The sequence below is a fragment of the Pseudomonas sp. S2_F03 genome, assembly GCF_054668335.1.
The window spans coordinates 1829125-1854713 of the sequence record NZ_CP162759.1 but is presented as its reverse complement, the minus strand read 5'-3'; the positions used below and the strand labels follow the sequence as shown (position 1 = coordinate 1854713).

General features: G+C 59.0%; 20 protein-coding genes and 2 pseudogenes. 11 read left to right on the top strand and 11 right to left on the bottom strand.

The window, feature by feature from the left end:
* The first annotated feature begins 12 nt into the window (after positions 1–12).
* The 3 genes and pseudogenes from ftsA to lpxC all read left to right on the top strand — a co-directional run bounded on the left by ftsA (position 13) and on the right by lpxC (position 3560).
* Positions 13–1272 (top strand): cell division protein FtsA, encoded by a 1260-nt coding sequence (gene ftsA / locus AB4N76_RS08775; protein WP_046026690.1) that lies wholly within the window; start codon positions 13–15, stop codon positions 1270–1272.
* A 71-nt stretch (positions 1273–1343) separates the two neighbouring features.
* Positions 1344–2537 carry a cell division protein FtsZ gene (gene ftsZ, locus AB4N76_RS08770; protein ID WP_046026689.1) on the top strand — a complete coding sequence of 398 codons (1194 nt, stop codon included), beginning with the start codon at positions 1344–1346 and terminating at the stop codon, positions 2535–2537.
* Positions 2538–2649: 112 nt separating this feature from the next.
* Positions 2650–3560 (top strand): annotated as a pseudogene (gene lpxC, locus AB4N76_RS08765) (UDP-3-O-acyl-N-acetylglucosamine deacetylase).
* A gap of 205 nt (positions 3561–3765) precedes the next feature.
* Here lpxC and AB4N76_RS08760 read toward each other — a convergent pair.
* From AB4N76_RS08760 to AB4N76_RS08735, 6 genes are all read right to left on the bottom strand, one after another.
* Positions 3766–5214 carry a sensor domain-containing diguanylate cyclase gene (locus tag AB4N76_RS08760; protein ID WP_460164601.1) on the bottom strand — a complete coding sequence of 483 codons (1449 nt, stop codon included), beginning with the start codon at positions 5212–5214 and terminating at the stop codon, positions 3766–3768.
* 259 nt (positions 5215–5473) lie between these two features.
* Positions 5474–5698 (bottom strand): hypothetical protein, encoded by a 225-nt coding sequence (locus AB4N76_RS08755; RefSeq protein ID WP_046026687.1) that lies wholly within the window; start codon positions 5696–5698, stop codon positions 5474–5476.
* A 280-nt stretch (positions 5699–5978) separates the two neighbouring features.
* Complete coding sequence (locus tag AB4N76_RS08750; protein WP_460164385.1) at positions 5979–7343, bottom strand: heavy metal sensor histidine kinase; 1365 nt, start codon at positions 7341–7343, stop codon at positions 5979–5981.
* Positions 7333–8010, bottom strand: a complete 678-nt coding sequence (locus AB4N76_RS08745) for a heavy metal response regulator transcription factor (protein ID WP_007916978.1) — start codon at positions 8008–8010, stop codon at positions 7333–7335. Before AB4N76_RS08745 ends, AB4N76_RS08750 begins: the two co-directional genes overlap by 11 nt.
* Positions 8011–8019: 9 nt before the next feature.
* On the bottom strand, positions 8020–11121 hold the full coding sequence (locus AB4N76_RS08740; RefSeq protein WP_077431283.1) for a multidrug efflux RND transporter permease subunit: 3102 nt from the start codon (positions 11119–11121) through the stop codon (positions 8020–8022).
* Positions 11118–12278: an efflux RND transporter periplasmic adaptor subunit gene (locus tag AB4N76_RS08735; RefSeq protein ID WP_077431284.1), complete on the bottom strand. Its 1161-nt coding sequence runs from the start codon at positions 12276–12278 to the stop codon at positions 11118–11120. The genes AB4N76_RS08740 and AB4N76_RS08735 overlap by 4 nt, the downstream gene beginning before the upstream one ends.
* Before the next feature lie 370 nt (positions 12279–12648).
* Between AB4N76_RS08735 and AB4N76_RS08730 the strand changes: the two genes are divergently transcribed.
* Positions 12649–12906 (top strand): hypothetical protein, encoded by a 258-nt coding sequence (locus AB4N76_RS08730; RefSeq protein WP_007905458.1) that lies wholly within the window; start codon positions 12649–12651, stop codon positions 12904–12906.
* Positions 12907–13047: 141 nt separating this feature from the next.
* A pseudogene (locus AB4N76_RS08725) lies at positions 13048–14186 on the top strand (transporter substrate-binding domain-containing protein).
* Between the two features lie 67 nt (positions 14187–14253).
* On the opposite strand, the gene AB4N76_RS08720 reads toward AB4N76_RS08725, so the two are convergent.
* The 5 genes from AB4N76_RS08720 to norR all read right to left on the bottom strand — a co-directional run bounded on the left by AB4N76_RS08720 (position 14254) and on the right by norR (position 18676).
* Positions 14254–15003, bottom strand: coding sequence for a YkgJ family cysteine cluster protein (locus tag AB4N76_RS08720; protein ID WP_460164384.1), 750 nt, complete (start codon positions 15001–15003; stop codon positions 14254–14256).
* A gap of 83 nt (positions 15004–15086) precedes the next feature.
* Positions 15087–15413 carry a hypothetical protein gene (locus AB4N76_RS08715; RefSeq protein WP_046026680.1) on the bottom strand — a complete coding sequence of 109 codons (327 nt, stop codon included), beginning with the start codon at positions 15411–15413 and terminating at the stop codon, positions 15087–15089.
* A 42-nt stretch (positions 15414–15455) separates the two neighbouring features.
* Positions 15456–15914: a GNAT family N-acetyltransferase gene (locus tag AB4N76_RS08710; protein WP_460164383.1), complete on the bottom strand. Its 459-nt coding sequence runs from the start codon at positions 15912–15914 to the stop codon at positions 15456–15458.
* Between the two features lie 27 nt (positions 15915–15941).
* Positions 15942–16844: a chemotaxis protein CheV gene (locus AB4N76_RS08705; protein WP_046026679.1), complete on the bottom strand. Its 903-nt coding sequence runs from the start codon at positions 16842–16844 to the stop codon at positions 15942–15944.
* A gap of 281 nt (positions 16845–17125) precedes the next feature.
* The gene (gene norR / locus AB4N76_RS08700; RefSeq protein ID WP_460164382.1) at positions 17126–18676 is read right to left on the bottom strand and encodes a nitric oxide reductase transcriptional regulator NorR; all 1551 of its coding nucleotides are present in this window, start codon (positions 18674–18676) and stop codon (positions 17126–17128) included.
* Positions 18677–18824: 148 nt separating this feature from the next.
* Here norR and hmpA point away from each other — a divergent pair, with 148 nt between their 5' ends.
* The 6 genes from hmpA to cyoD all read left to right on the top strand — a co-directional run bounded on the left by hmpA (position 18825) and on the right by cyoD (position 25588).
* Positions 18825–20006, top strand: a complete 1182-nt coding sequence (gene hmpA / locus AB4N76_RS08695; protein WP_460164381.1) for an NO-inducible flavohemoprotein — start codon at positions 18825–18827, stop codon at positions 20004–20006.
* A gap of 285 nt (positions 20007–20291) precedes the next feature.
* Positions 20292–20801, top strand: a complete 510-nt coding sequence (locus AB4N76_RS08690) for a disulfide bond formation protein B (RefSeq protein ID WP_046026676.1) — start codon at positions 20292–20294, stop codon at positions 20799–20801.
* 831 nt (positions 20802–21632) lie between these two features.
* A complete protein-coding gene (gene cyoA / locus AB4N76_RS08685) occupies positions 21633–22577 on the top strand; it encodes a ubiquinol oxidase subunit II (protein ID WP_046026675.1) in 945 nt (314 codons plus the stop codon).
* Between the two features lie 3 nt (positions 22578–22580).
* The gene (cyoB, locus tag AB4N76_RS08680; protein ID WP_046026674.1) at positions 22581–24611 is read left to right on the top strand and encodes a cytochrome o ubiquinol oxidase subunit I; all 2031 of its coding nucleotides are present in this window, start codon (positions 22581–22583) and stop codon (positions 24609–24611) included.
* A gap of 3 nt (positions 24612–24614) precedes the next feature.
* A complete protein-coding gene (locus tag AB4N76_RS08675; RefSeq protein ID WP_046026672.1) occupies positions 24615–25241 on the top strand; it encodes a cytochrome o ubiquinol oxidase subunit III in 627 nt (208 codons plus the stop codon).
* The gene (cyoD, locus tag AB4N76_RS08670; protein ID WP_046026671.1) at positions 25241–25588 is read left to right on the top strand and encodes a cytochrome o ubiquinol oxidase subunit IV; all 348 of its coding nucleotides are present in this window, start codon (positions 25241–25243) and stop codon (positions 25586–25588) included. The genes AB4N76_RS08675 and cyoD overlap by 1 nt, the downstream gene beginning before the upstream one ends.
* The last annotated feature ends 1 nt before the right edge of the window (position 25589 follow it).

Genomic DNA, 25589 nt, shown 5'->3' with positions numbered 1-25589 from the left:
GAGGCAGGACCCATGGCAAACGTGCAAAGCGGCAAAATGATCGTCGGTCTCGATATCGGCACCTCCAAGGTGGTGGCGCTGGTGGGCGAGGTTGCGGACGACGGCTCGCTCGTAATCGTCGGGATCGGTACGCATCCGTCCCGTGGCCTGAAGAAAGGCGTGGTGGTGAACATCGAGTCCACCGTGCAGTCGATCCAGCGGGCTATCGAAGAAGCCCAGCTGATGGCTGGTTGCCGCATTCACTCGGCATTTGTCGGCGTGGCCGGCAATCACATCCGCAGCCTGAACTCCCACGGCATCGTCGCCATTCGCGATCGCGAAGTCAGCTCGGCCGACCTTGAGCGCGTCCTCGACGCAGCCCAGGCCGTGGCGATCCCGGCTGACCAGCGCGTGCTGCACACCCTGCCGCAGGATTACGTGATCGATAACCAGGAAGGCGTTCGTGAGCCACTGGGCATGTCCGGCGTACGTCTGGAAGCCAAGGTCCACGTGGTCACCTGTGCCGTCAACGCTGCACAGAACATTGAAAAATGCGTGCGCCGCTGCGGCCTGGAAATCGACGACATCATTCTCGAACAACTGGCTTCTGCGTATTCGGTCCTGACCGATGACGAGAAAGAGCTGGGCGTGTGCCTGGTCGACATCGGCGGCGGTACCACCGACATCGCCATCTTCACCGAAGGCGCGATCCGCCACACCGCCGTGATCCCGATTGCGGGCGATCAGGTGACCAACGACATCGCCATGGCGTTGCGCACCCCGACCCAGTACGCCGAAGAAATCAAGATTCGCTACGCCTGCGCCCTGGCCAAACTGGCCGGTGCCGGTGAAACCATCAAGGTTCCAAGCGTTGGCGACCGTCCACCGCGCGAGCTGTCCCGCCAGGCCCTGGCCGAAGTGGTCGAGCCGCGTTACGACGAGCTGTTCACGCTGATCCAGGCCGAACTGCGCCGCAGCGGCTACGAAGACCTGATCCCGGCCGGCATCGTGCTGACCGGCGGTACGTCGAAGATGGAAGGCGCTACCGAGCTGGCCGAGGAAATCTTCCACATGCCGGTCCGCCTGGGCGTGCCGCATGGCGTGAAGGGCCTGGACGACGTGGTCCGCAACCCGATTTATTCCACTGGCGTTGGCCTGTTGATGTACGGCCTGCAAAAGCAGTCCGACGGGATTTCGTTCTCGGGCATCAGCAGCCGCGACAGCTACAGCAATGACGAACCGAAAGCCGCCTTGCTCGATCGCATCAAGAGCTGGGTACAAGGCAACTTCTAAAGATTTACCGCAGCACCGTTGTAGATACAGGCAGTAGGCGAAAAAACTAGAGAATGCAAAGGAGAGGGAAAATGTTCGAACTCGTAGACAACATCCCCGCAAGCCCGGTTATTAAAGTTATCGGTGTTGGCGGTGGCGGCGGAAACGCCGTGAATCATATGGTCAAGAGCAACATTGAAGGCGTTGAATTCATCTGCGCCAACACTGATGCCCAGGCGCTGAAATCCATCGGCGCGCGGACCATCCTGCAACTGGGTACCGGCGTGACCAAAGGTCTGGGCGCTGGCGCCAACCCTGAAGTAGGTCGTCAGGCCGCTCTCGAAGACCGTGAGCGCATTGCCGAAGTCCTGCAGGGCACCAACATGGTGTTCATCACCACTGGCATGGGCGGCGGTACCGGTACCGGTGCTGCGCCAATCATTGCTGAAGTGGCCAAGGAAATGGGGATCCTCACCGTTGCGGTGGTGACCCGTCCGTTCCCGTTCGAAGGTCGCAAGCGCATGCAGATCGCCGACGAAGGCATCCGCCTGCTGTCGGAAAGCGTTGACTCGCTGATCACCATTCCGAACGAGAAACTGCTGACCATCCTTGGCAAGGACGCAAGCCTGCTGTCCGCATTCGCCAAGGCTGACGATGTGCTGGCCGGTGCCGTTCGCGGTATCTCTGACATCATCAAGCGCCCGGGCATGATCAACGTCGACTTTGCCGACGTGCGCACCGTGATGAGCGAAATGGGCATGGCGATGATGGGCACTGGCTGCGCCAGCGGTCCGAACCGTGCACGCGAGGCCACCGAAGCGGCCATTCGCAACCCGTTGCTCGAAGACGTGAACCTGCAAGGTGCACGCGGCATCCTGGTGAACATCACCGCCGGTCCTGACCTGTCCCTGGGTGAGTACTCCGACGTGGGTAGCATCATCGAAGCCTTCGCTTCCGAGCACGCGATGGTCAAGGTCGGTACCGTTATCGATCCGGACATGCGCGACGAGCTGCACGTGACTGTGGTTGCCACAGGTCTGGGCGCAAAAATCGAGAAGCCTGTGAAGGTCATCGACAACACCGTTCACACCTCGATGGCCGCGCAGCCGCAACAATCGGCGCCCGCTCGTCAGGATCAACCAGCGGTAAACTACCGTGACCTGGACCGTCCGACCGTCATGCGCAACCAGGCTCAGGCCGGTGCTGCGACTGCCGCGAAGATGAATCCGCAAGATGATCTGGACTACCTGGACATCCCGGCTTTCCTGCGTCGTCAGGCTGATTGATGGAATGTATCAGGGCTATGAAGTTGATTGGTGTTCAGCAAAGGTCTGGTCTGCTATTATCGCCAGCCTTTGTTGATACCAGTTCGCAATTTGCGCTGAAGCGGCCCAAGCCATGATTAAACAACGCACACTGAAAAATATTATCCGTGCCACAGGTGTAGGCCTGCACTCCGGGGAAAAGGTTTACCTGACCCTCAAGCCCGCGCCTATCGACACCGGCATTGTGTTTTGTCGTGCTGACCTCGATCCTGTGGTGCAGATTCCTGCTCGCGCAGAAAACGTTGGCGAAACCACTATGTCGACCACACTGGTTAACGGTGACGTCAAAGTGGACACGGTGGAGCACTTGCTCTCGGCCATGGCTGGCCTGGGCATCGATAACGCCTACGTCGAGCTCTCCGCGTCCGAAGTACCGATCATGGATGGTAGCGCTGGACCTTTCGTATTCCTGATTCAGTCGGCCGGCCTGGAAGAACAGGACGCAGCCAAGAAGTTCATCCGGATCCTGCGTGAAGTGACAGTGGAAGATGGCGACAAGCGCGCCACTTTCGTCCCTTTCGAAGGTTTCAAAGTGAGCTTCGAGATCGATTTCGATCACCCGGTTTTCCGTGACCGCACACAAAGTGCAAGCGTGGATTTTTCCAGCACTTCGTTCGTAAAGAAGTCAGCCGCGCCCGTACCTTTGGTTTCATGAGTGACATCGAGTACCTGCGCAAGCACAACCTCGCACTCGGCGGCAGCGTTGAAAACGCTATTGTGGTCGACGCGGATGGTGTACTGAACGAAGACGGCCTTCGCTATGAAGACGAATTCGTGAAGCACAAGATCCTCGATGCAATTGGTGACCTCTACCTGCTGGGCAATAGCCTGATTGGTGAGTTCAAGGGCTTCAAGTCCGGACATGCATTGAACAACCAGCTGCTGCGCAAGTTGATTGAGCAGACAGATGCTTGGGAAGTCGTGACTTTCGAAGACGCCAGCACTGCACCGATCTCTTACATGCGTCCCGTCGCGGCCGTGTAAGCAAAAAACCTCTCTAGTTTTTAAAGGCTGCCTTCGGGTGGCCTTTTTTTATGCCCTTGGGAAAGTAATGCGATGTTCGTTCCGGCCTCATCGCGGGCAAGCCCGGCTCCCACAGGTTATTTGGAGAGGCACAGATTTAGGTCCGACGCATTACTTGTGGGAGCCGGGCTTGCCCGCGATGAGGCCCTCCGCTGCAACGCAGGATTCACTGCGAAGCCACCACCCGATTTCGCCCACCTTCCTTGGCCTGATACAGCGCCTTGTCTGCCACAAACAACAGTTGTTCCAGGCTGATTTCTTTTTCTGTCGTCCAGGTGCTGATTCCGATGCTGACAGTAATCGGTGTTTCATCGCCCGCCACCAATGGCATCTGCTCCACCGCCGTGCGGATTTTTTCAGCGATCTGCCGGGCCCCTGCAGTGTCCGTTTCCGGCAGGATCACCGAAAACTCCTCACCACCGTACCGCGCCACCAAATCACTTGGCCGTCGCACATTGGCGCAGATCACCTTGGCCACGGCCCGCAACGCATCGTCGCCGCCCTGATGGCCATGTCGATCGTTGAATGCCTTGAAGTGGTCGGCGTCGATCATCATCACCGACAGCGGTTTTGCGGAGCGTTGCGCACGAAACCACTCGTGACGCAGGGTTTGATCCAGGGTTCGACGGTTGGCGACACCGGTCAAGGCATCGGTGGCGGCCAGTAACGCCAGTTCCTGCTCGGCATGATGGCGCAGGCGAAGTTCGCGGCACAGCAGCCAGGTCAGCCAGAGCAAGCCGATACACAGGACGCCGGTGGCACCGCTGATCACCAGCGCAGTGCGCTTCCAAGTGGCGAACACTTCGTTGCCGGAGAGCGCGACGATGACCGTCAATGGCAGGTTGCCGACCCTGGAAAAGGTGTACAGGCGTTGTAGGTGATCGACGCTCGACACACTGTCAAAGCTGCCCGCGCCCTCACGCAGGATGCGCACGACATTGGGCCGACCGGCGAAGTTCTTGCCGATGGGGTCGTTGATCAGATGGGGCTTTTGCGCCAGCAGAATACCGTCGTCATTGATGATGCTCAGGGTGCTGTCGTTGCCGATGTCCAGGCTGTTGAATAACTGTTCGAAGTACGCGAGGCGCATCGACGCCACGGCAACACCCAGAAACTCGCCCGTGGACGAGGAGATACGCCGACTGAAGCTGATCCGCCATTCCTCGCTGTCGTCGCAGTCGCAGCGCGGTTTGAACGGGCGGCTGATGAACATGCCGGTGTCGCGGTTAAACGCATGGGCGAGGAAATAGTCGCGGTCCGCGAAGTTACCGGGCTTGGGCTCGATCAGCGATGAATCGGCAATGACTTCGCCGTGCTGGTTCAGCAACAGAATGTCGCCCTTGAAGCGCGCCGTGGTGGAGCGGTCAAACAGCACCATGTGACGAATCTGCGGCGAAACCTGTTTCAGGTCTTCGCGTTGCGAGGCGGCAATCAGGCCTTGCAGGGTCAAGTCGTAGAGCTCGACGGTGCGCAGCACGTCAGCGTCGATCAACTGCGCAATGGTGGTCGCACTGCGGGTGGCGGATTGTTGGGCGTTGGCGTGTTCGCGGATCAGCAGAAAGGCAACGATGCTGAGAATCGCGATCACCGTCAGCAAGCTGCCAAGCATCACCATGAGCTCAGGCCGACCGGTCTTGCCTGAAAGGTATTGGGGGTGGCTCACTGGCATGGGGCTGATGTCTGTTTGAGGCGCATAAAAAAGGCCAGCAAAACGCGCTGGCCTTTACTTATGCAAGCTTAGAAGACATTGAGCGGGAACGCACTCGCGCTAGCCCCCAATGAAAAAAAGCCGCTGATAGCAGCGGCTTTGAAGACAACTTTTCAAAGGGAAGAGCCGATGAAAAGTGTCGAGGGAAACAGAATCGTTCGATGAGTCAGCTGTCTTTCTCAACCCGCGGCTGGGTCGCAGAAGTGGACGCTTGAGGGGTTTGCGCGGCGTCTTCAGCCTTGGCCGTCATTTCGCTCTGATACTGATCGTAGGCGGCGGCACGTGCGGCATTTTGCGTGACGAACGTCTGCGACTCTTCCGCGATTGCGAACGGAGACAGAAACAATGAGGACAAAACGAAAGCGCTGGCAGTACCCGTAATGTTGGACATCTTTTAAACCTTCTTGCTTGGCAAGTGCTGTTTGGTGCGGGCAAAGATAAGGATCCTGGCCGACGGGAAACAGAGCCAATTCAAGAAAGGACTATTGCGCCAGAAGCAACAGTAAGAACACCAACGCCGCCTCTGTAGCAGCTGGCGAAGCCTGCGTCCGGCTGCGCAGCAGTCGTAAAATCAGACGATGCGGTGTTTCAGAAAGACCGCAAACTCAGACTTTACGACTGCTACGCAGCCGGACGCAGGCTTCGCCAGCGGCTACAGGTCTGTGTGAGGGCTAAACGGGGAGGTGAATGCCGAAGGTGTTCATGCCGTGATCACTGCGCACAAACACATCGCCGCCATGCATCAGCGCGATCGCCTTGACGATAGCCAGTCCCAATCCATGGTTATTTCCGCTGTTGCTGCGTGACGCATCCACCCGATAAAAGCGCTCAAACAACCGTGGTAAATGCTCGCTGGCAATCGGCGATCCAGGGTTGGCCACACCAATGCTCACCTGATGTTCCTCAACCTCGATCCGCACCTGAATCACCTGCCCAGGTTCGGTGTGTTGCACCGCGTTGCTCAGCAAGTTAATCAACGCCCGGCGCAGATGCGCGATCTCGATTCGCACTTGCGCATCACCGCTGACCTGCACCTGAACCTGCGCATCTTCAAGAATGAAATCCAGATACTCCAGCGTCGTCGCCACTTCATTGGCGAGCGAGGTGGACGTCAGTTTGGTGGCCTTGCTGCCCTGATCGGCACTGGCGAGGAACAACATGTCATTGATGATCGAACGCAGGCGTTCCAGCTCTTCGAGGTTCGATTGCAGCACTTCGAAATAGTGTTCGGCAGAGCGTCCGCGTGTGAGTGCCACTTGGGTCTGCCCGATCAGGTTGGTCAGCGGCGAGCGTAGTTCATGGGCCACGTCGGCATTGAACGACTCCAGCCGCGAGTAAGCCTGCTCGACCCGTTCCAGCGTGGAGTTGAATGAATTGACGAACTGATTCAACTCTGGCGGCAGCGACGATAATCGCAGCCGTCCGGAACGCAGCGGCGGTGCCAGGCGCTGGGCTTCCTGAGACAGCTTGATCAGTGGCTTGAGGCCAATGCGTGCGACCCAATAGCCCAATGCAGACGCCAGCAACACCCCGACAATCGCCAGGCTGATCAGGGCGATCAGCAGGTGATGTTGCGTCTGGTAAAAGGTCTCGGTGTCGATGCCGATCATGAAGCGCAGCGGAGGGCGTTGATCCTTGGCCGGGAACTGGCTCACCAGTACTTTCAGCGGGTAGGGATGGTCCGGCAGCTGCAAGTCACGCATGCCCAGCGGCCCTTCGGTAAAGGCGCGGATCTGAGGTGTCGGGCTGCCGTATTCGTAGTGCGGATCACCGCTGGTGATCCAGAAACTGATGCGCTTGTCTTCCTCGCCAAGCAGCTTGAGCTTGTTATTGATCTTCACCCAATGTTCGGGCGTGCCGTAACGGCCAACGGTGGATTCGAGCACGCTGTAGCGCGCGTCCAGTTCGGCTTCGGGCAGCAATCCCAAGCCCTTGTCGACCTGCTGGTACAAGGCCCAGCCGATCAACAAAAACACCAACAGCGCCACCAGCGTGAACATCCCGCTCAGGCGTAGCGCAATCGAGTTACTGGACACCACGGCTCTCCAGCACATAACCCATGCCACGAATCGTGTGCAGCAGTTTCTCGTCGAACGGCCCGTCGAGTTTGGCCCGCAGGCGCTTGATCGCGACTTCGACGACGTTGGCGTCGCTGTCGAAATTGATGTCCCAGACCATCTCGGCAATCGCCGTTTTCGAGAGGATTTCACCTTGCCGGCGGGCCAGCACACTGAGCAGCGAAAACTCCTTGGCCGTCAGATCAAGGCGAGTGCCGGCGCGGGTGGCCTTGCGGCTGATCAAATCGATCCACAGGTCGGCGATACTCACTTGCACCGGTTCGTGGCCGCCGCTGCGGCGGGTCAGCGCTTGCAGCCGTGCCACCAGTTCAAGGAACGAAAACGGTTTGCCGAGGTAATCGTCGGCGCCGTCGCGCAGGCCCTTGATGCGGTCTTCGACGCGCTCGCGGGCGGTGAGCATGATCACCGGGGTTTGCTTGCGTGCACGCAATGCACGCAGCACGCCGAAGCCGTCCAGGCCCGGCAGCATGACGTCGAGGACGATCACCGCGTAGTCGCTTTCCAGCGCCAGGTGCAGGCCTTCGACGCCGTCGCGCGCCAGGTCCACGGTGTAACCCTGTTCCGTCAGGCCGCGGTGCAAATAATCCGCGGTTTTTTCTTCGTCTTCGATAATCAGAACGCGCATGACCCCGCCTCAGTCTGTGGTCGCCAGCGCCGGTACCGGCGAAGGTTTGGGCCTGTGGAAAAGCCGCTCAAGCCACAAGTATATGACCGGAGTGGTGAACAGCGTCAGCGCCTGGCTGACCAGCAAACCGCCCACGACCGCGATCCCCAGCGGCTGGCGCAGTTCGGCGCCGGTGCCGTAGCCGAGCATCAGCGGCAGCGCGCCGAGCAGGGCGGCGAGGGTGGTCATGATGATCGGCCGGAACCGCGTGATACAGGCCTGGAAAATTGCCTCTTCTGGCGCCAGTCCACGGTTGCGCTGGGCATCGAGCGCAAAGTCGATCATCAGGATGCCGTTTTTCTTGACGATACCGATCAGCAACACCAGCCCGATCAGCGCCATGATCGAAAAGTCCTGGCCGCAAATCCACAGCATGATCACCGCCCCGAGCCCCGCCGAAGGCAGCGTCGAAATGATGGTCAGCGGGTGAACGAAGCTCTCGTAGAGCACGCCCAGAATGATGTACACCGCCACCAGCGCCGCCAGAATCAGCCACGGCTGGCTGGCCAGCGAACTCTGGAACGCCTGCGCCGCGCCCTGGAAATTACCGTTCATGGCCGCCGGCATGCCGATGTCGACCTTGGCCTGGTTGAGCATGATCACCGCATCGCCCAACGCCACGCCGGGCGCGAGGTTGAACGACAAGTTAGCGGCCGGGAACATGCCGTCGTGGGCGATGGACAGCGGGCCGACCGTGGGGGCGTCAAATTTGGCCAGTGCCGACAGCGGCACCATTTCTCCGCTCAGGGGCGAGCGCAAGTAGAAATAGTTCAGGCTTTCCGCCTTGCCGCGTTGCTGGGTGTCGAGTTCCAGAATCACGTTGTACTGGTTGATCTGGGTCTGGAATTCATTGACCTGACGCTGACCAAATGCATCGTAAAGCGCTTCGTCGACATCACTGGCGGTCAGGCCGAAGCGCGCCGCCGCGCTGCGGTCGATGCTGATGTGGGTGATGCTGCCGCCCAGTTGCAGGTCGTTGGAAATGTCGCGAAACGCCGGGTTGCCGCGCAGCTTTTCCGTCAGGCGCTGGGTCCAGGTACTGAGGGTCGCGCCGTCATTGCTCTTGAGTACGTATTGGTACTGGGCGCGGCTCGGGCCGGAGCTGAGGTTGATGTCTTGCCCGGCTCGCAGGTACAGCACGATGCCCGGGACCTTCATCAGTTTCGGGCGAATCCGGTCGATGAACTGGCTGGCCGAGACATCGCGGTCGCTGCGTTTTTTCAGGGAGATCCAGAAGCGACCGTTGGCGATGGTCTGGTTACTGCCCGATACGCCGACCGAGTGGGAAAATGCCGCGACAGCGGGATCCGCCGCGACGATTTCGGCCATTGCCAGGTGTTTTTTCACCATGTCACCGTAGGAAATATCGGCGGCGGCTTCGGTCGTACCGAGGACAAAACCGGTGTCCTGCACCGGGAAGAACCCTTTCGGAATGAAGATGTAACCGGCGATGGCCAGGCAGAGGGAAAGGCCAAACACACCGATCATCAACTTTTGATGGGCGAGGGCGCGGCGTAGCAGTTTTTCATAGCCGGCCACCAAGCGTTCGCCGAACGTCGGTTTGCTGTGGGCGTGGTGCACCGGCGCACGCATGAACAGCGCGGCCAGGGTGGGCGCCAGCGTCAGCGACACCACCACCGAAATCATGATGGTCGAGGTGGCCGTCAGGGCGAATTCCTTGAATAACCGCCCGACCACGCCGCCCATGAACAGCAGCGGAATGAATGCCGCCACCAGCGAGAAGCTGATCGAGACCACGGTAAACCCAATCTCGCCGGCGCCCTTGATCGCCGCCTCGCGCATGCCGTCGCCGGCCTCAAGGTGCCGGTGAATGTTCTCCACCACCACAATCGCGTCGTCGACTACAAACCCCACGGCCACCACGATGGCCACCAGTGTCAGGTTGTTCAGGCTGAAGCCCATGACGTACATCAGCGCGAAACTGGCGATCAGCGACACGCCCAGTACCGCGGACACGATCAGCGTCGCCGACCACTGGCGCAGGAACAGCGCCATCACCGCCACCACCAGCATGATGGCGATCAGCAGGGTGATTTCCACTTCATGCAGCGAGGCGCGGATAGTCTGGGTGCGGTCGACCAGTACCTTGACCTGCACCGAGGCGGGGAGCATGGCTTCCAGAGCCGGCAACGCGGCTTGAATGCGATCCACGGTCTCGACAATGTTCGCGCCCGGTTGCCGGGAAATCACCAGGTTCACCCCCGGCCTGTCGCCGGCCCAGGCCTGGACGTAGGCATCTTCCGAACCGTTGACGACTTTGGCGACATCCCGCAGATGAACTGGAGCACCGTCCTTGTAGGAAACGATGAGTTGGCTGTATTCCTCGGGGTGAAATAGTTGGTCGTTGGTCGACAGGGTCGAAATGCTCGATTCGCCGTACAGCGCACCTTTGGCCAGGTTGAGGCTGGTGCTCTGGATCGCCAGGCGAATGTCCGCGAGGGTCAGGCCAATGGCCGCCAGTTTGTCCGCCGACGCTTGAACCCGGATCGCCGGACGTTGCTGACCAGTAATGTTGATTTGGCCTACGCCATCGATCTGACTGATCTGACGGGAAAGCAGGGTTTCCACCAGATCACTGAGCTCGGTGCCGGGCATTTGCGTGGAGTTGACGCTGAGGATCAGCACGGGGCTGTCGGCGGGATTGACCTTGCGCCAGGTTGGCAGCGTGGGCATGTCCTTGGGCAGTTTGCCGGCGGCGGTGTTGATCGCGGCCTGGACTTCCTGGGCGGCGGTGTCGATGCTTTTGTCGAGGGTGAACTGCAGGGTCAGGTTGGTCGACCCCAAGGCGCTGCTCGACGTCATTTGCGTCACGCCGGGGATGGCGCTGAATTGCACTTCAAGCGGCGTGGCCACCGACGAGGCCATGGTTTCCGGGCTGGCGCCGGGCAATTGCGCGGCCACCTGGATGGTCGGGAATTCCGCTTCCGGCAGCGGCGCAATCGGCAGGCGCGGGAAGGCGATGGCGCCGAGCAGCACCAGGGCAAAGGTCAGCAGGATAGTGGCGACCGGATGATCGATGCACCAGGCCGATACTGAGCCGTGGCCCTTCATGGTTTCGACTCCGATTGCACCACTTGCGGCGGGTCGGTCAGCACTTGCACGGTTGAACCAGGCTTGAGCCGCGACTGGCCATCACTGACCAGCACATCGCCCTGCTTCACGCCTTTGATGATGTCCTGGCCGCTGCCTTGGGCGACAACCTGCACGTTGACGGCTTCGACTTTGTCACCGTTGACCCGGTACACGAAATGTTGATCGAGGCCCCGCTGTACGACGGTGGGCGGCACCACCAGCGCATCTTTCTCCAAGGCTGTCTGAATTTTTACCGTCACCAGCAGGCCGGGCCAGAGTTTCTGTCCGGGGTTGTTGAATTCGGCCTTGGCGCGGATGGTCCCGGTATTGGCGTTGATCTGGTTATCGATCAGGGTCAGGTGACCTTCGCCCAGCAGGTTGCCGGTTTCACCGTCGGTGTCGGCGCCGATGTAGGCCTTCACTTGTGCGCGTTGTGGGTCGCCGATCAGCCCTTGCAGGGTCGGCAGCATTTGCTGCGGCAAGGAGAACTCGACGGCGATCGGGTCGATCTGGGTCACGGTGAACAGGCCTTGGGCGTCGGTCATGCGCAGGAAGTTGCCTTCATCCACCGTACGAATACCGACGCGCCCGGTGACCGGGGAGCGAATCTGTGTGTAGGAGAGTTGCACCTGAGCGGCGTCGATTGACGCCTGATTGCCTTGCGCCGTGGCCTTGAGCTGATTGACCAGCGCTTGTTGCTGGTCGTAGGTCTGCTTGGAAACCCCATCGTCGACCGTCAGTAATTTGTACCGCTTGAGGTTGACCTGTGCGACTTCCAATTGAGCCTGGCTTTCACCCAGTTGCGCACGGGTCTGATCGAGGCTGGCGCGGATCGAGCGGTCATCGATGGTCGCGAGCAAGTCCCCTTTGTTCACCAGTTGGCCTTCCTTGACCAGGATTTTGGTGAGGATGCCGTCAATTTGCGGACGCACCACAACGCTGTGCAAGGACAGCACCGAACCGATGCCGCTGACATAACGTGGGACGTCTTTTTCAACAACGTTGATCACGCGCACCGGGATGGCCGTAGGCGCAGCGAGCTTCGCCGTGGCGGGCTTGACGACATACCAGGTGCCCCACGCGGCCAAAGCAATAAGCAGACCGGCGATCAAGGCGGTTTTTTTCTGAATTTGCATGCGAGTGGGGCGCCGGGCTAAGGGATAGGGGGAGTTTTCAGGTTTATACCCTCCTTTATAACCCTGTCAGCCCGTCAGGAGGGTGACTGCTAACTGACGGCGCTGTCAGTTTGGGAGGGATCTTGATTTTGCTTGCATGACGTTCGGTCAGGTTGACCGCGTTATCGTTCATCGCGAGCAAGCTCGGCTCCTAGAGGTACGTTGGGTCCTTGTGGGAGCCGGGCTTGCCCGCGATGGCGGCAGTTCAGTCAACACAAAACCCGACGGACTCGCTCGCGGCGTGAAGCTTGCAGCTCTCGACACAGGTATACTGCCGCCTTTCGCGGCTCGCTGACCGGGCCCGACTCTATGTGCATCACCCGGAGCTTTCATGACTTCCCCGACACAACCGCCGGTTGCCGACGCTTTGAGCGACGACCAGGCAGACCTGCCAGACAGCGTCGACTCCAGCGCAGACAGCGAAACCAAAGCCGCAATCCCGGCGTTCAAGTTCCCGTTCAAACCGGGTGAATTGGCCGCCGCCAAGAACGCCAGCCAGCCTTGGTACAAGAATGGCGCGAAGAATGGCCATACCAAGACGCCAGGTGCAGCGCCTCCGGGCACGCGTCGTTCGATGGGTAAGCGTTGACCCTCGGTTATGTTTTTTGCTGGAAAGAAATCTGTCTGATGCCGAGACAGTTCCCACAAGGATGAGCGACTTGTCCTCTGGGAAGATTGGTGACCCTTCGTCGAAGATTCGTTTCCAAGAATTCTCGACGAAGCCACTGAAATGCCTCTGCTAAAAACGCTCACCGTCCTGTCGCTGGTGCTCCTGACCACCGGTTGTGTGTCTTCTAAACCTGAGCCCCAGATCCGTTTCGGGGTCGAAGCCCTGGTTCCGCCATTTGAAAGCCGTAATGAAAATGGCGAACTGGTCGGGTTGAACATCGATTTGGGCAACGCCTTGTGTGCCGAACTCAATGCCCGCTGTGTCTGGATTGATCAGGATTACGCCACCAATATCGCAGCCCTTGAGGCCAAGCGTTTCGACGTCATCATGCCGATGACCGCTACGGCGGCGCGACGAGAGCGGATCGACTTCACCGAGAACCTTTATCCGTTGAGCAGCCGACTGGTGGCGCGCCAAGGTTCTGGTTTGCAACCGTCGGTGGTCTCGCTCAAAGGCAAGCGCGTCGGCGTTCTGGCGGGCACCAGCCGCGAGGCGTTCGCCAAAACCCGTTGGGCTGAGGCCGGGGTGACGGTGCGCAGTTTCAATCTGAATGATCAACTGATTGCCAGTTTGCAGGCGGGCGAAATCGACGCAACCCTGCAGGACACGATCGAGATTACCCACGCATTTTTGAGCCGGCCTCAAGGACAGGCATTCGACTTTGCCGGCCCTGTGCTCGACGATCCTATGTTGGGCAGCGGTGTGGCAATGGGGGTGCGCAATAACGACACCGTGTTGCGCGATAACCTGAATGCTGCCCTTGAGCGTCTCAAACGAAATGGCCAGTACCAGGCGATAACCCAGCGTTACTTGCCCCCGCGACTACCGATGCACCCCGTTACTTTCCTAATGAAGAAGGCTTGCCATTTTCCGATGCGGTGCAGGTGGGGCACACGGTTTACCTGTCCGGGGTGATCGGCCTCGGAGCTGATGGCAAATTGGTCAAGGGTGGCATCGGACCGCAAACGACCCAGGCCATGGAGAACTTGCGTGCGGCATTGCAAGGCAATGGTTCATCCCTGGCCCAAGTGGCCAAATGCACGGTCATCCTGGCTGACATCAAGGATTTTTCCGCCATGAGTACGGTGTATCGCAGTTACTTCCCGGTGGACCGTTTGCCAGCTCGTACGACGTTTGCCGGCCAGTTGGTTGCGGGTGCGAAAGTAGAAGTGGAATGCCTGGCGGTCACGACCCGCTAGTTCTATCGGTGACGGGCCATTGTGCAATGGAGTTGTGCGGTGGCTCCGACGTCTGGAGTCGGGCCTCTCAGGCCGCCCGCAACGAAATAAACGCGTAGTTCACCGGCGCTTCAGTCACCAGTTGCGCACCTGCCGCCTGCACTTGGCCGGCAATTTCATCTCCCGACACATGAAATACCCAGTCAGCCCCTGACGCTGCCAACGGTTGTGCTGTTACGTGGTCGATGACATTGGCAAATGCCGTCATGTCTGGCAGATAGGCCGTAAATCCATCGCCCTTCAGCGCTGTCGTGCGAATGCCCAATAACGCGCAAATCGCGTCCTTGGCCTGGACATCATCACGATCCGCCTGGCGCGAACGCAGGATCAGCTCTTTCAGTTCCTGATCGACCATTTCGCCGCCGATGATCAACTCCGGGCCTTGTTCCCACGACTCGGGCGGGCAGTCCTTGGTCGCCGTGTCCAGCATGATGTGTGGGTTGATTTCCGCCGGGTAGATGCGGCATACCAGCGGTCGGCGTTGGTAAATGCGGCACAGGTTGTCTTCGTCAAGATTCCGGCAGGGACCGACGTTGTAGGCGGCAAAGGTGATCGCCACATAGGCCTCGGACGCGCCGCTTCGAACCACCACCGAACGGCGTTCGGCATGTTCGCGATGCTGCGCCGGCAGGCCCAGGCCGTTCCCCAGGAAACCCTCGACGAGCACGATCACCTGACCGCCATCGGCCGCCCACATCCGGGCTTCCGCCAGCGTCAGCGGGACGTGGTGGTCATTGCAGCACTTGCCGCAACCTACGCAGGAAAACGTTGTGTTCATGGATTACCGGACCGCCTGTTAACGCATGAAGTGGCGACAGAATGTCGCCGCAGCGCTCGGTCTTGAAGCAAGTTGTACGCCACTCACTGGGCCTTGGCAGTCGGACGGATCGAGTCCCATTCGGTCACGTAGGCGGTTTTGGTCTTTTTGTTGTAGAGGCACAGTTCAGTGCCTTGCTGGCCTTTCATGTGTTTTTGCGGGTATTGGCCTTGCAGCAGGAGGGCGGTGTAGTCGACCCGATCATCGAATTGCGCAGGGTTGCCGACGGGCTTGGCATTTTTCAGGCCGCTGGCCTTGGTGCAACGGGTGAGTACCGCTTTGTCGTAGGCAGCCCAGGCGTCGGGGCTGGAAGCCTGGGCCTGGGAGGCGAGGGCGCTGAGGCAGAGGAAGGTCAGGCTGACGGCTTTCATGTTCGGGCATCCTTGGGGGTGATTGACCAAGGTCTGAGTCTGTCACGTCGGGACAGGTTCCCGGCGAACCACCACCATCCCGGCACTTTCATACAAACGCTGCGCTCGAAGGTTGTCTTCCAATACCTTCAGGTCGACAAAACCCTCGCGGCGTTGCTGAAACACATTGAACGCGTGCAGCAATAAAGTGCGGCCAAGCCCTTGGCCTTGTGCTCGCGGATGCACGACAAGGTTCTTGATGAAGGCGCTGGTCCAGCACTGGCACACGCCAACGACACCGTCGGCATCCAGCGCAATGAAACACAAGGAGGGATCGTATTCGGGATCGGTTTCAAACCGCTGTTGCCACAGTTCCAGCGCTGGCACGCGGCCGCCACCTTCGAGATAACCCTGTTCCATCAAGCGATGAACGGCTTCGGCCCATTCAGGCCGGTAGGGGCTGAGGACTATCCCTTGAGGCCAGGTAATCGGCGGCACACCTTGCGCGAGGTTGCGCCGCATCAAAAAGCAAAAGCCCTCGGCCACCTGTTAATGACCTTGTTCAGCGACAGCCTTGGCTGCCTCGATCAGGCATTTGGTCAGCTCTGGCGAAGAGAATTTGGTCAGCACGGCGTTAGCTCCGGCCAAACGCGCTTTTTCGCTGTTCATCGCACTGTCCAAAGACGTGTGCAACAGCACATACAGGTGCGAGAAGTCCGGCGTTTCGCGCAGGGTGCGGGTGAAGGCGTAGCCGTCCATTTCCGACATTTCGATGTCCGAGACGATCAGGTTGATCTGCGAAGCGGTGCCTTGCAGGTCGAGCAGGCAGTCGATGGCTTCCTTGGCGCTGCGGGCGGTGTGGCATTGCAGGCCGAGGTTGCGCAGGGTGTGCACCGATTGTTGCAGGGCAACCTGGCTGTCATCGACCACCAGAATGCGGGCGTTGCCCAAGACTTCGGCGTCTTCCATGCTCAGCTCGGTCGGGGCCGATTCGATTTGCGCCGGAGCGATGCCGTGGATGACTTTTTCGATGTCCAGCACTTGCACCAGCGTACCGTCGACCGAGGTCACGCCGGTGATGTACGAGCGCACGCCGCCGGAACCAAAGGGCGGTGGGCGGATATCGGTGGTCAGGCAATGGACGATCTTGCTCACGGCCTGAACATGCAGGCCCTGCTTGGAGCGGCTGACGTCGGTGACGATCAGGCAGCCACCGTTCGGATCTTCCAGCGGGCGCTCGCCAATGGCACGGCTCAGGTCGATCACCGACAACGAGGCGCCGCGCAGGGTGGCGATGCCTTTAACGTGGGGATGCGACTCCGGCAGCCGGGTCAGCGGCGGGCAAGGGATGATTTCACTGACTTTCAGCAGGTTGATCGCCATCAGCTTGCCGCTGCGCAACGTGAACAGCAAAAGCGAAAGTGAATCTGCGCGGGCTTTATTGGTGGACATAAAAACCTTCTGTGGAAAAGGTGATGGGCGATTGCGGGATCGCCCACAACTACCGATATCGGGTTATCGACTTGTAGCGGGCAGGCTTTAGGGGCTTTGCGTCGCACATCGGTGAATGCATTCTTTGTAGCAGCTGCCGAGCCTGCGAGGCTGCGTCCGGTTGCGAAGCAGCCGTAAACCCTGAATCCCGGATGTATCAGATACAACGCAGCCGATGGATTGGCGAGGACTGCGTCCTCGAACGCAGCCTCGCAGGCTCGGCAGCTGCTACAGGGACCGAGTTATTTCATCCCCAGCCTTTTGGCCATGCGCCCAAGATTCGCCCGGTCCAGGCCTAGCTCGCGGGCCGCGCTGGCCCAGTTGTCTTGGTGCCGCTCCAGGCAGCTACTGATCAATTGCCGTTGATAGTTCTCGGTGGCTTCACGCAAATCGCCGGACACCAGCACCACAGGGTTGGCCACCGGTTGCTCGGTGATAGCCTCGACACTGCCAGTGGGCAAGTCCAGGTCCGCAGCACTCAAACTGAGAATCTTCGGGCGGTCCTTGCAGTTGCCCAGCGCTTTGAGTGAGCTTCGACCAATCAAATGCTCCAGCTCACGCACGTTCCCTGGCCAGTTGTACGCCAGCAATGCGGTCTGCGCGTCGCTGCTCAAACGCAGGCTGTTGAGGCCCATGCGCGAGCGATTTTGCTCAAGAAAGTAGCCACTGAGCAGCAACACGTCCCGCCCGCGATTGCGCAGTGCCGGTACCAGCAGGGGGTAAACGCTCAAACGGTGGTAAAAGTCGGCACGGTAGCGACCGTTGCGCACTTCTTCGGCCAGGTCGCGGTTGGTGGCCGCGATCAGCCGCACATCCACCTGGTGTTCCTTGTCCGAGCCCAGGCGCTGCAACTGACCGCTTTGGAGCACTCGCAACAGCTTGGCTTGCACTGTCAGTGACAATTCACCGACTTCATCGAGAAACAGCGTGCCGCCATTGGCCAGCTCAAACTTGCCGCGACGATCACTTGTTGCGCCAGTAAAGGCGCCCCGCACGTGACCGAACAATTCGCTCTCGACCAATGTGTCCGGCAGGGCCGCGCAGTTGAGGCTGATGATGGGTTTGTCGGCTCGTGCAGAGGCGGCGTGAATCGCCTGCGCCACCAGTTCCTTGCCGACGCCGGTTTCGCCGGTGATCAACACGGTCAGGTCACTGCCGCCCACCAGATTGATTTCTTCCACCAGACGCTTGTGGGCCTTGCTCTGGCCGATCATCTCGCGGTCCTGCTGACCACTGGCTTGACGGTAAACCTCGGCGCGCTGGTGTTCGTCTTCGGCGCGATTGGCCAGGCGCTCGATGCGCTCGGCAGCGTTGACCGTGGCCGCAGCGAGGCTGGCAAAGGCTTGCAGGGCGTCCAGTTCGATGGGTTCAAACTGTTCTGGATCGAGGGCGTCGAGGGTCAGCAAACCCCATGGGCGCTCGTCGATAAACAGCGGGCATCCCATGCAGTCGTGGACTTCCAGATGATCATCGAGGCCTTCGACCAGCCCGTCGTAAGGGTCCGGCAGGTCGCTGTCGGCGGCAAAACGTGTGGGGCCGTGGCTGCTGAGCAATGCCTCGAAGCGCGGGTGTTCGCTGACTTTGAAGCGTCGCCCCAGGGTGTCGGTACTCAACCCGTCGACGGCCAAGGGCACCAGCCAATCGCCATCGAGGCGCAGCAGGGCTGCGGCATCGCAGGGGAGCAGGGCGCGCATGGCTTCGAGCAGGCGACGATAACGCTCGCCTTCGGGCAATTCGCGAGACAGGTCGGAGACCAGGGGCAGCAGGGCGGTGAGCAAGGATTTTGCAGTCATAGTGACTCCATGTAGTCGGGATGACTATAAGTCAGTGTGTGTCGATATGACTACTGTGTTTTTAAGTTGTTGATTTATAAGATTTATAGTTTTGGCATGGAAACTGAAAGGTCTAAGGAAACTCACACAAAGTTCCGGAGTCGCCTTAATGCTTAGCGTCCAAGACCGTGCCATTGTCAAATCCACCGTGCCGCTGCTGGAAAGCGGGGGCGAAGCGCTGATTACCCACTTCTACCGCATGATGCTCTCGGAATACCCTGAAGTCCGCCCTCTGTTCAACCAGGCCCACCAGGCCAGCGGTGATCAACCGCGCGCGCTGGCCAACGGTGTGTTGATGTACGCGCGGCACATCGACCAGCTCGATCAGTTGGGTGACCTGGTGGCCAAGATCATCAACAAACACGTGGCCCTGCAAATCCTGCCGGAACACTACCCCATTGTCGGATCCTGCCTGTTGCGCGCCATCGCCGAAGTGCTGGGCGAAGAAATCGCCACCCCTGAAGTGATTGCTGCCTGGGGTGCCGCGTATGGCCAACTCGCTGACATTTTGATCGGCGCCGAAACCAGCATCTACGACCAGAAAGAACAGGCCCCCGGCGGCTGGCGCGGGGCGCGGGATTTCATCGTGACGGCCAAGGTCGAGGAAAGCGCTGAAATCACCTCGTTCTACTTCGAACCTGCCGACAAAGGCCCGATTCTTGTGGCGGAGCCTGGCCAGTACATCGGCATGAAACTGATCCTCGACGGCGAAGAGATCCGTCGCAATTACTCGCTGTCGGCACTGGCGAACAACGGTCAGTACCGCATCAGCGTCAAGCGTGAAACCGGTGGACGCGCGTCAATCCACTTGCACGATCAGTTGCATGTCGGTGCGAGCATCGAGCTGTTTCCGCCGTCGGGCGAATTCACCCTGGCCGCCAGTGACAAACCGCTGGTGCTGATCAGTGGCGGCGTCGGCATCACGCCAACGCTGGCAATGCTCGAAGCCGCGCTGGCCACCGAGCGCCCGGTGCATTTCATCCACTGCGCGCGCAACGGCAGCGTGCACGCCTTCCGTGACTGGATCGATGGTCTGGCCGAGCGTCATCCACAACTCAAGCGCTTCTATTGCTACGCCGAAGATGACGGCGTCAGCGCCGCTGCGCACAAGGTCGGGTTGTTGAGTCAGGAGCAACTGGGCGAGTGGTTGCCCGAACAGCGTGACCTGGATGCTTACTTCCTTGGGCCTAAAGGCTTCATGGCCGCGATCAAGCGTCACCTCAAGGCCTTGGGTGTACCGCAGCAGCAAAGCCGCTACGAGTTCTTTGGCCCGGCCTCGGCGCTGGAGTAACTGGTCAGGGCGACTCGGGAGACCGAGTCGCCTTCATCTCGGGTAAGCCCGCTCCCACAGGTTTTGTGTCGTTCGAGAGATTGCGGGCAAGCACAATTCCTGTGGGAGCGGGCTTGCCCGCGATTGGCCGCACTGCGGTTCCGAACCGTGCAAATCCTTTAAAAGTTAATCCCTCCTTAACCGCTTTATCGTTTATTCCCCCGAATCCACCGGCACGCGCCAGGCTCTCAAACGACGGAGCCTGCGTGTAGACTGGCGGCAACTGATATCAAAAAGGGAAACGCGATGAGCGAGGAATCGATGCGGTTGGGACGCGAACGGCGTTATCTGGTGTTACTGGGCATCATCTGCCTGGCGCTGATCGGCGGCGCGCTGTACATGCAAATTGTGTTGGGCGAGGCGCCATGCCCGCTGTGCATCCTCCAGCGTTATGCGTTGTTGTTTATCGCGGTGTTCGCCTTCATCGGTGCGGCGATGCGCACCCGTCGCAGCATTACCGTGTTCGAGACGCTGGTGGTCATCAGTGCCATTGCAGGCGTCGCGGTCGCCGGGCATCACGTCTACACCCAGTTCTATCCTGCGGTCAGTTGCGGCATCGACGTGCTGCAACCGATTGTCGATGGTTTGCCACTGGCGAAGATCTTCCCGCTGGGCTTCCAGGTCGATGGCTTCTGCTCCACGCCGTACCCGCCGATCCTCGGCCTGTCGCTGGCGCAATGGGCGCTGGTGGCGTTCGTGTTGATCGTGGTGCTGGTGCCGTTGCTCACTTCGCGTAACCGCAAAACGCTGCGCTGAGGCAGTTCGCCTCACCGCTGCGTCATCCAAAAAAAACGCCCCGGTCCTCGTTAAGAGGGCCGGGGCGTTTTGCATTTCTGACGGTTGGTAGAAAGACCTTGATGCGCGACAAGAAGGGGTGCGACACGTGTGCGACATGTTGTCACATCGGCAGTGTCGCAAGGCATTTCAAAAGGATTAATTGGCATAAGGTCTGGCAACAAAATTGGACTGCCCGGATGCTGATTCTATTCGCCCGGAAAGTGATGAGGCAGGCAGTTTTAACAAGTGCTGGCGAATTGCCGGAGCCCTTGTCACGTGGGGGCTTTGGCAATCTCGGGAGAGGGTGTAGGGGGGCTCGAAGCTGTCTGAACTGCGGGAGATAGACCTACTAATTTTGGTGTTTTTGTTGAGAATCAATTTCGATAACATGCCCGACTTTTACGAAATACGTTAATGATTGTTGCTGGAATGGATAAAAATTATTTCGGGATGAGACATGGTTTATGAATCGTTACATATCTACAATCGCCCGCACTGAATTCCCGGCACTGCTCACCCTTAATCAGGTGCTTGAGCAGAAAGAAGGGCGTCGAGAGGCCTGAAGGCTTCATGCGACTCCCCGGTGTCGGAGCCTTCCAACTATCCGCACCAAATGGAATTGGTCTGTAACAAGGCCTTTGACCACGAATTCGAATAAGAACTTACCGCTGGCCCAGGATTTGTCGAGCAGCGTCTGACGCGCGACGGGCAGCCCTTATTCAATCCAAGAAAAATGCCAACCCTTGGCAGGGTGAAGTGTTGGCGATCAAAACCCAACTGCATTGCGCAAGCTGCTTTAGAGGTCGTGAGATGAGTAAAAACAGGTACCCCAGACTACTAGGCTTATTGCCGCTGATTGGCACGTTGTTGCTGTCAGGCTGCAACATGACCTTGCTCGATCCCAAGGGCCAGGTGGGCCTGGATGAGCGAAACCTGATCATCACCGCAACGCTGCTGATGCTTCTTGTCGTGGTACCGGTCATCGTCATGACCTTCCTGTTCGCCTGGAAATATCGCGCCTCCAACACCGACGCCGTCTACACGCCGAAGTGGTCGCACTCCACCAAGATTGAAATCGCGGTGTGGGCCATTCCAGTGCTGATCATCATTGCCCTGGGTTATGTCACCTACAAGTCGACCCACGCACTGGACCCGTACAAACCACTGGAATCCGACGTCAAGCCGGTCACCATTCAAGTGGTCTCGATGGACTGGAAGTGGCTGTTCATCTACCCGGAACAAGGCATTGCCACGGTCAACAAGATCGTCTTCCCGGCCAACACGCCAATCAATTTCCAGATCACCTCCGACACCGTGATGAACTCGTTCTTCATTCCGGGCCTGGGCGGCCAGATCTACGCGATGGCGGGCATGCAGACCAAACTGCACCTGATCGCCAACCAGAACGCTGAATTCGACGGTATCTCCGCCAACTACAGCGGCGCGGGTTTCACCGGCATGAAGTTCAAAGCAATCGCCACCTCTCAGGCTGATTTCGATGCCTGGGTCAGTGATGTCAAGAAGGCACCTAAACAGCTTGAAAAAGCTGAATACGAAGCCCTTTCCAAACCAAGCCAGAACAATCCAGTAGAGCTCTACTCCTCGTTCACGCCGAACCTGTTCCAGACCATCGTCGACAAGTACGAAGGCATGAAACCGGGTCCGAAAGTGGACCACGAGAAGAAAGAGAAAGAAGTGGCCCAGATGGAAGGGATGGACATGAGTTCGCATTCAGCTGCCGGGGCAGAGGAGTAAACGATGTTTGGTAAATTAAGTTGGGAAGCGGTCCCGTTCCACGAGCCGATCGTGATGGTGACCATCGCCATGATCGCGCTCGGCGGTCTGGGCGTGTTCGCTGCAATCACCTATTTCAAGAAGTGGACCTACCTGTGGTCTGAGTGGCTGACATCGGTCGACCACAAGAAAATCGGCGTGATGTACATCGTCGTGGCCATGATCATGCTGCTGCGTGGTTTTGCCGACGCCATCATGATGCGTTCCCAGCTGGCCCTGGCCACTGAAGGTTCGCCTGGCTACCTGCCACCTGAACACTATGACCAGATCTTCACCGCTCACGGTGTGATCATGATCATCTTCATGGCGATGCCATTCTTCACCGGCCTGATGAACCTTGCAGTGCCGCTGCAGATCGGCGCCCGTGACGTTGCCTACCCGTTCCTGAACTCCCTGAGCTTCTGGCTGCTGGTCTCCGGCGTTGTGCTGGTTAACGTGTCCCTGGGTGTCGGCGAATTCGCCCGTACCGGTTGGGTTGCGTATCCACCGCTGTCGGAACTGGGCTACAGCCCTGGCGTGGGTGTGGACTACTACATCTGGGCGCTACAGCTATCCGGACTGGGTACGACGCTGACCGGGGTCAACTTCCTGGCCACCGTGCTGAAAATGCGTACCCCGGGCATGAAAATGATGGACATGCCGATCTTCACCTGGACCTGCACCTGGGCCAACGTACTGATCGTCGCTTCCTTCCCGATCCTGACCGCTACCCTGGCACTGCTGACGCTTGACCGTTACATGGATTTCCACATTTTCACCAATGAACTTGGTGGCAATCCGATGATGTACGTCAACCTGTTCTGGGCCTGGGGCCACCCCGAGGTTTACATCCTGATTCTGCCGGCATTCGGGATCTTCTCCGAAGTCATCTCGGCCTTCTCCGGCAAGAAGCTGTTCGGTCACCACTCGATGATCTACGCCTCGGGCGCGATCTCGATCCTGGGCTTTATGGTTTGGCTGCACCACTTCTTCACCATGGGTTCGGGTGCCAGCGTCAACGCCTTCTTCGGTCTGGCGACGATGCTGATTTCCATCCCGACGGGTGTGAAGCTATTCAACTGGCTGTTCACCATCTACCAGGGCCGTCTGCGCATGACCAGCCAGGTGCTGTGGACCCTGGGCTTCATGGTGACCTTCGCCATCGGCGGCATGACCGGCGTACTGCTGGCCATTCCGGGTGCTGACTTCGTTCTGCACAACAGCCTGTTCGTTATTGCTCACTTCCATAACGTGATCATCGGCGGCGCAGTATTCGGCTACATCGCAGGCTTCGGCTTCTACTTCCCTAAAGCGTTCGGCTTCAAGCTGCACGAAGGTTGGGGCAAGGCAGCGTTCTGGTTCTGGATCTCGGGCTTCTTCGTCGCGTTCATGCCGCTCTATGTATTGGGCTTCATGGGCATGACCCGTCGTCTGAACAGCACCACCAACCCTGAGTGGACGCCTTACCTGCACGTTGCAATGTTTGGCGCGATCCTGATCGCTGTCGGTATTGCCTGCCAGTTGATCCAGCTGTACGTCAGTGTCCGTGACCGTAACAAGCCGGAAAACATGTGCGAACACGGCGACCCGTGGAATGCCCACACGCTGGAATGGTCGACTTCGTCGCCACCACCGTTCTACAACTTTGCCGTTCTGCCGAAAGCCGACTGCATCGACCCGTTCACCGAGGCCAAGGAAAACGGTACTGCGTACAAGGCCCCGGCCAAGTACGAGCCGATCCACATGCCAAACAACACCGCGACCGGCCTGGTCATGGGTGCTCTGTTGACCGTGTTCGGTTTCGCGATGATCTGGCACATCTGGTGGATGGCCATCTTCGGCCTCGCCGGTACCGTGATCTACTTCGTTATCCATGCTGCCCGTGATGACCAGGGCTATATGGTGCCGGTCGACGTGATCGAGCGCACCGAAGCCGAGCAGCACAAGCGTCTGGTAGCCGCCGGGAAAATCCCGGCCACTGCCACCCGTGTTGAAACCTCGTTGGAACAGGCTTAAACCATGTCGAACTTAGTGACCAATGCTGGACACACCCATGTCGATGGACATGGGCACGATGACCATCACCACGACTCGGGCGAGATGACCGTATTCGGTTTCTGGCTCTACCTGATGACCGACTGCATTTTGTTTGCGTCGATCTTCGCGGTGTACGCGGTACTGGTTAACAACGTAGCGGGTGGCCCGTCGGGCCACGACATCTTCGAGCTGCCATACGTGCTGGGCGAAACCGCCTGCCTGTTACTCAGCTCGATCACCTACGGCTTCGCCATGCTGGCGTTGTTCAAAGGCAACAAGAAGGCGGTACTGGGCTGGTTGGCCATCACCTTCCTGTTCGGCCTGGGCTTCATCGGCATGGAGATCAACGAGTTCCACATGCTGATCTCCGAAGGCTACGGTCCTAACCGCAGCGGCTTCCTGTCCGGGTTCTTCACCCTGGTCGGCACCCACGGTCTGCACGTGACCAGCGGTCTGATCTGGATGGCGATCATGATGTATCAGGTCCAGAAAAAAGGCCTGACGTCGACCAACAAAACCCGTCTGAGCTGCCTGAGCCTGTTCTGGCACTTCCTGGACGTGGTGTGGATCTGCGTATTCACCGTTGTTTACCTGATGGGGACCCTGTAATGGCTAACGCAGCTCACTCACACAATGGCCACGACAGTCACGACGACAGCCACGGCAGCGTCAAGTCGTACGCCATCGGCTTCATCCTGTCGGTGATCCTGACGATCATTCCTTTCGGCCTGGTGATGTACCCGTCGCTGCCGAAAGCCATGACCCTGTGGATCGTACTGGTCTTCGCAGTTATCCAGGTGCTTGTTCACCTGGTGTACTTCCTCCACCTGGACCGCTCCGCTGCCCAGCGTAACAACGTGATCGCGTTTGTTTTCGCCGCATTGGTAATCGTTCTGTTGGTTGGCTTGTCGCTGTGGATCATGTTCAGCATCCACACCGTCATGATGGCGCACTGAG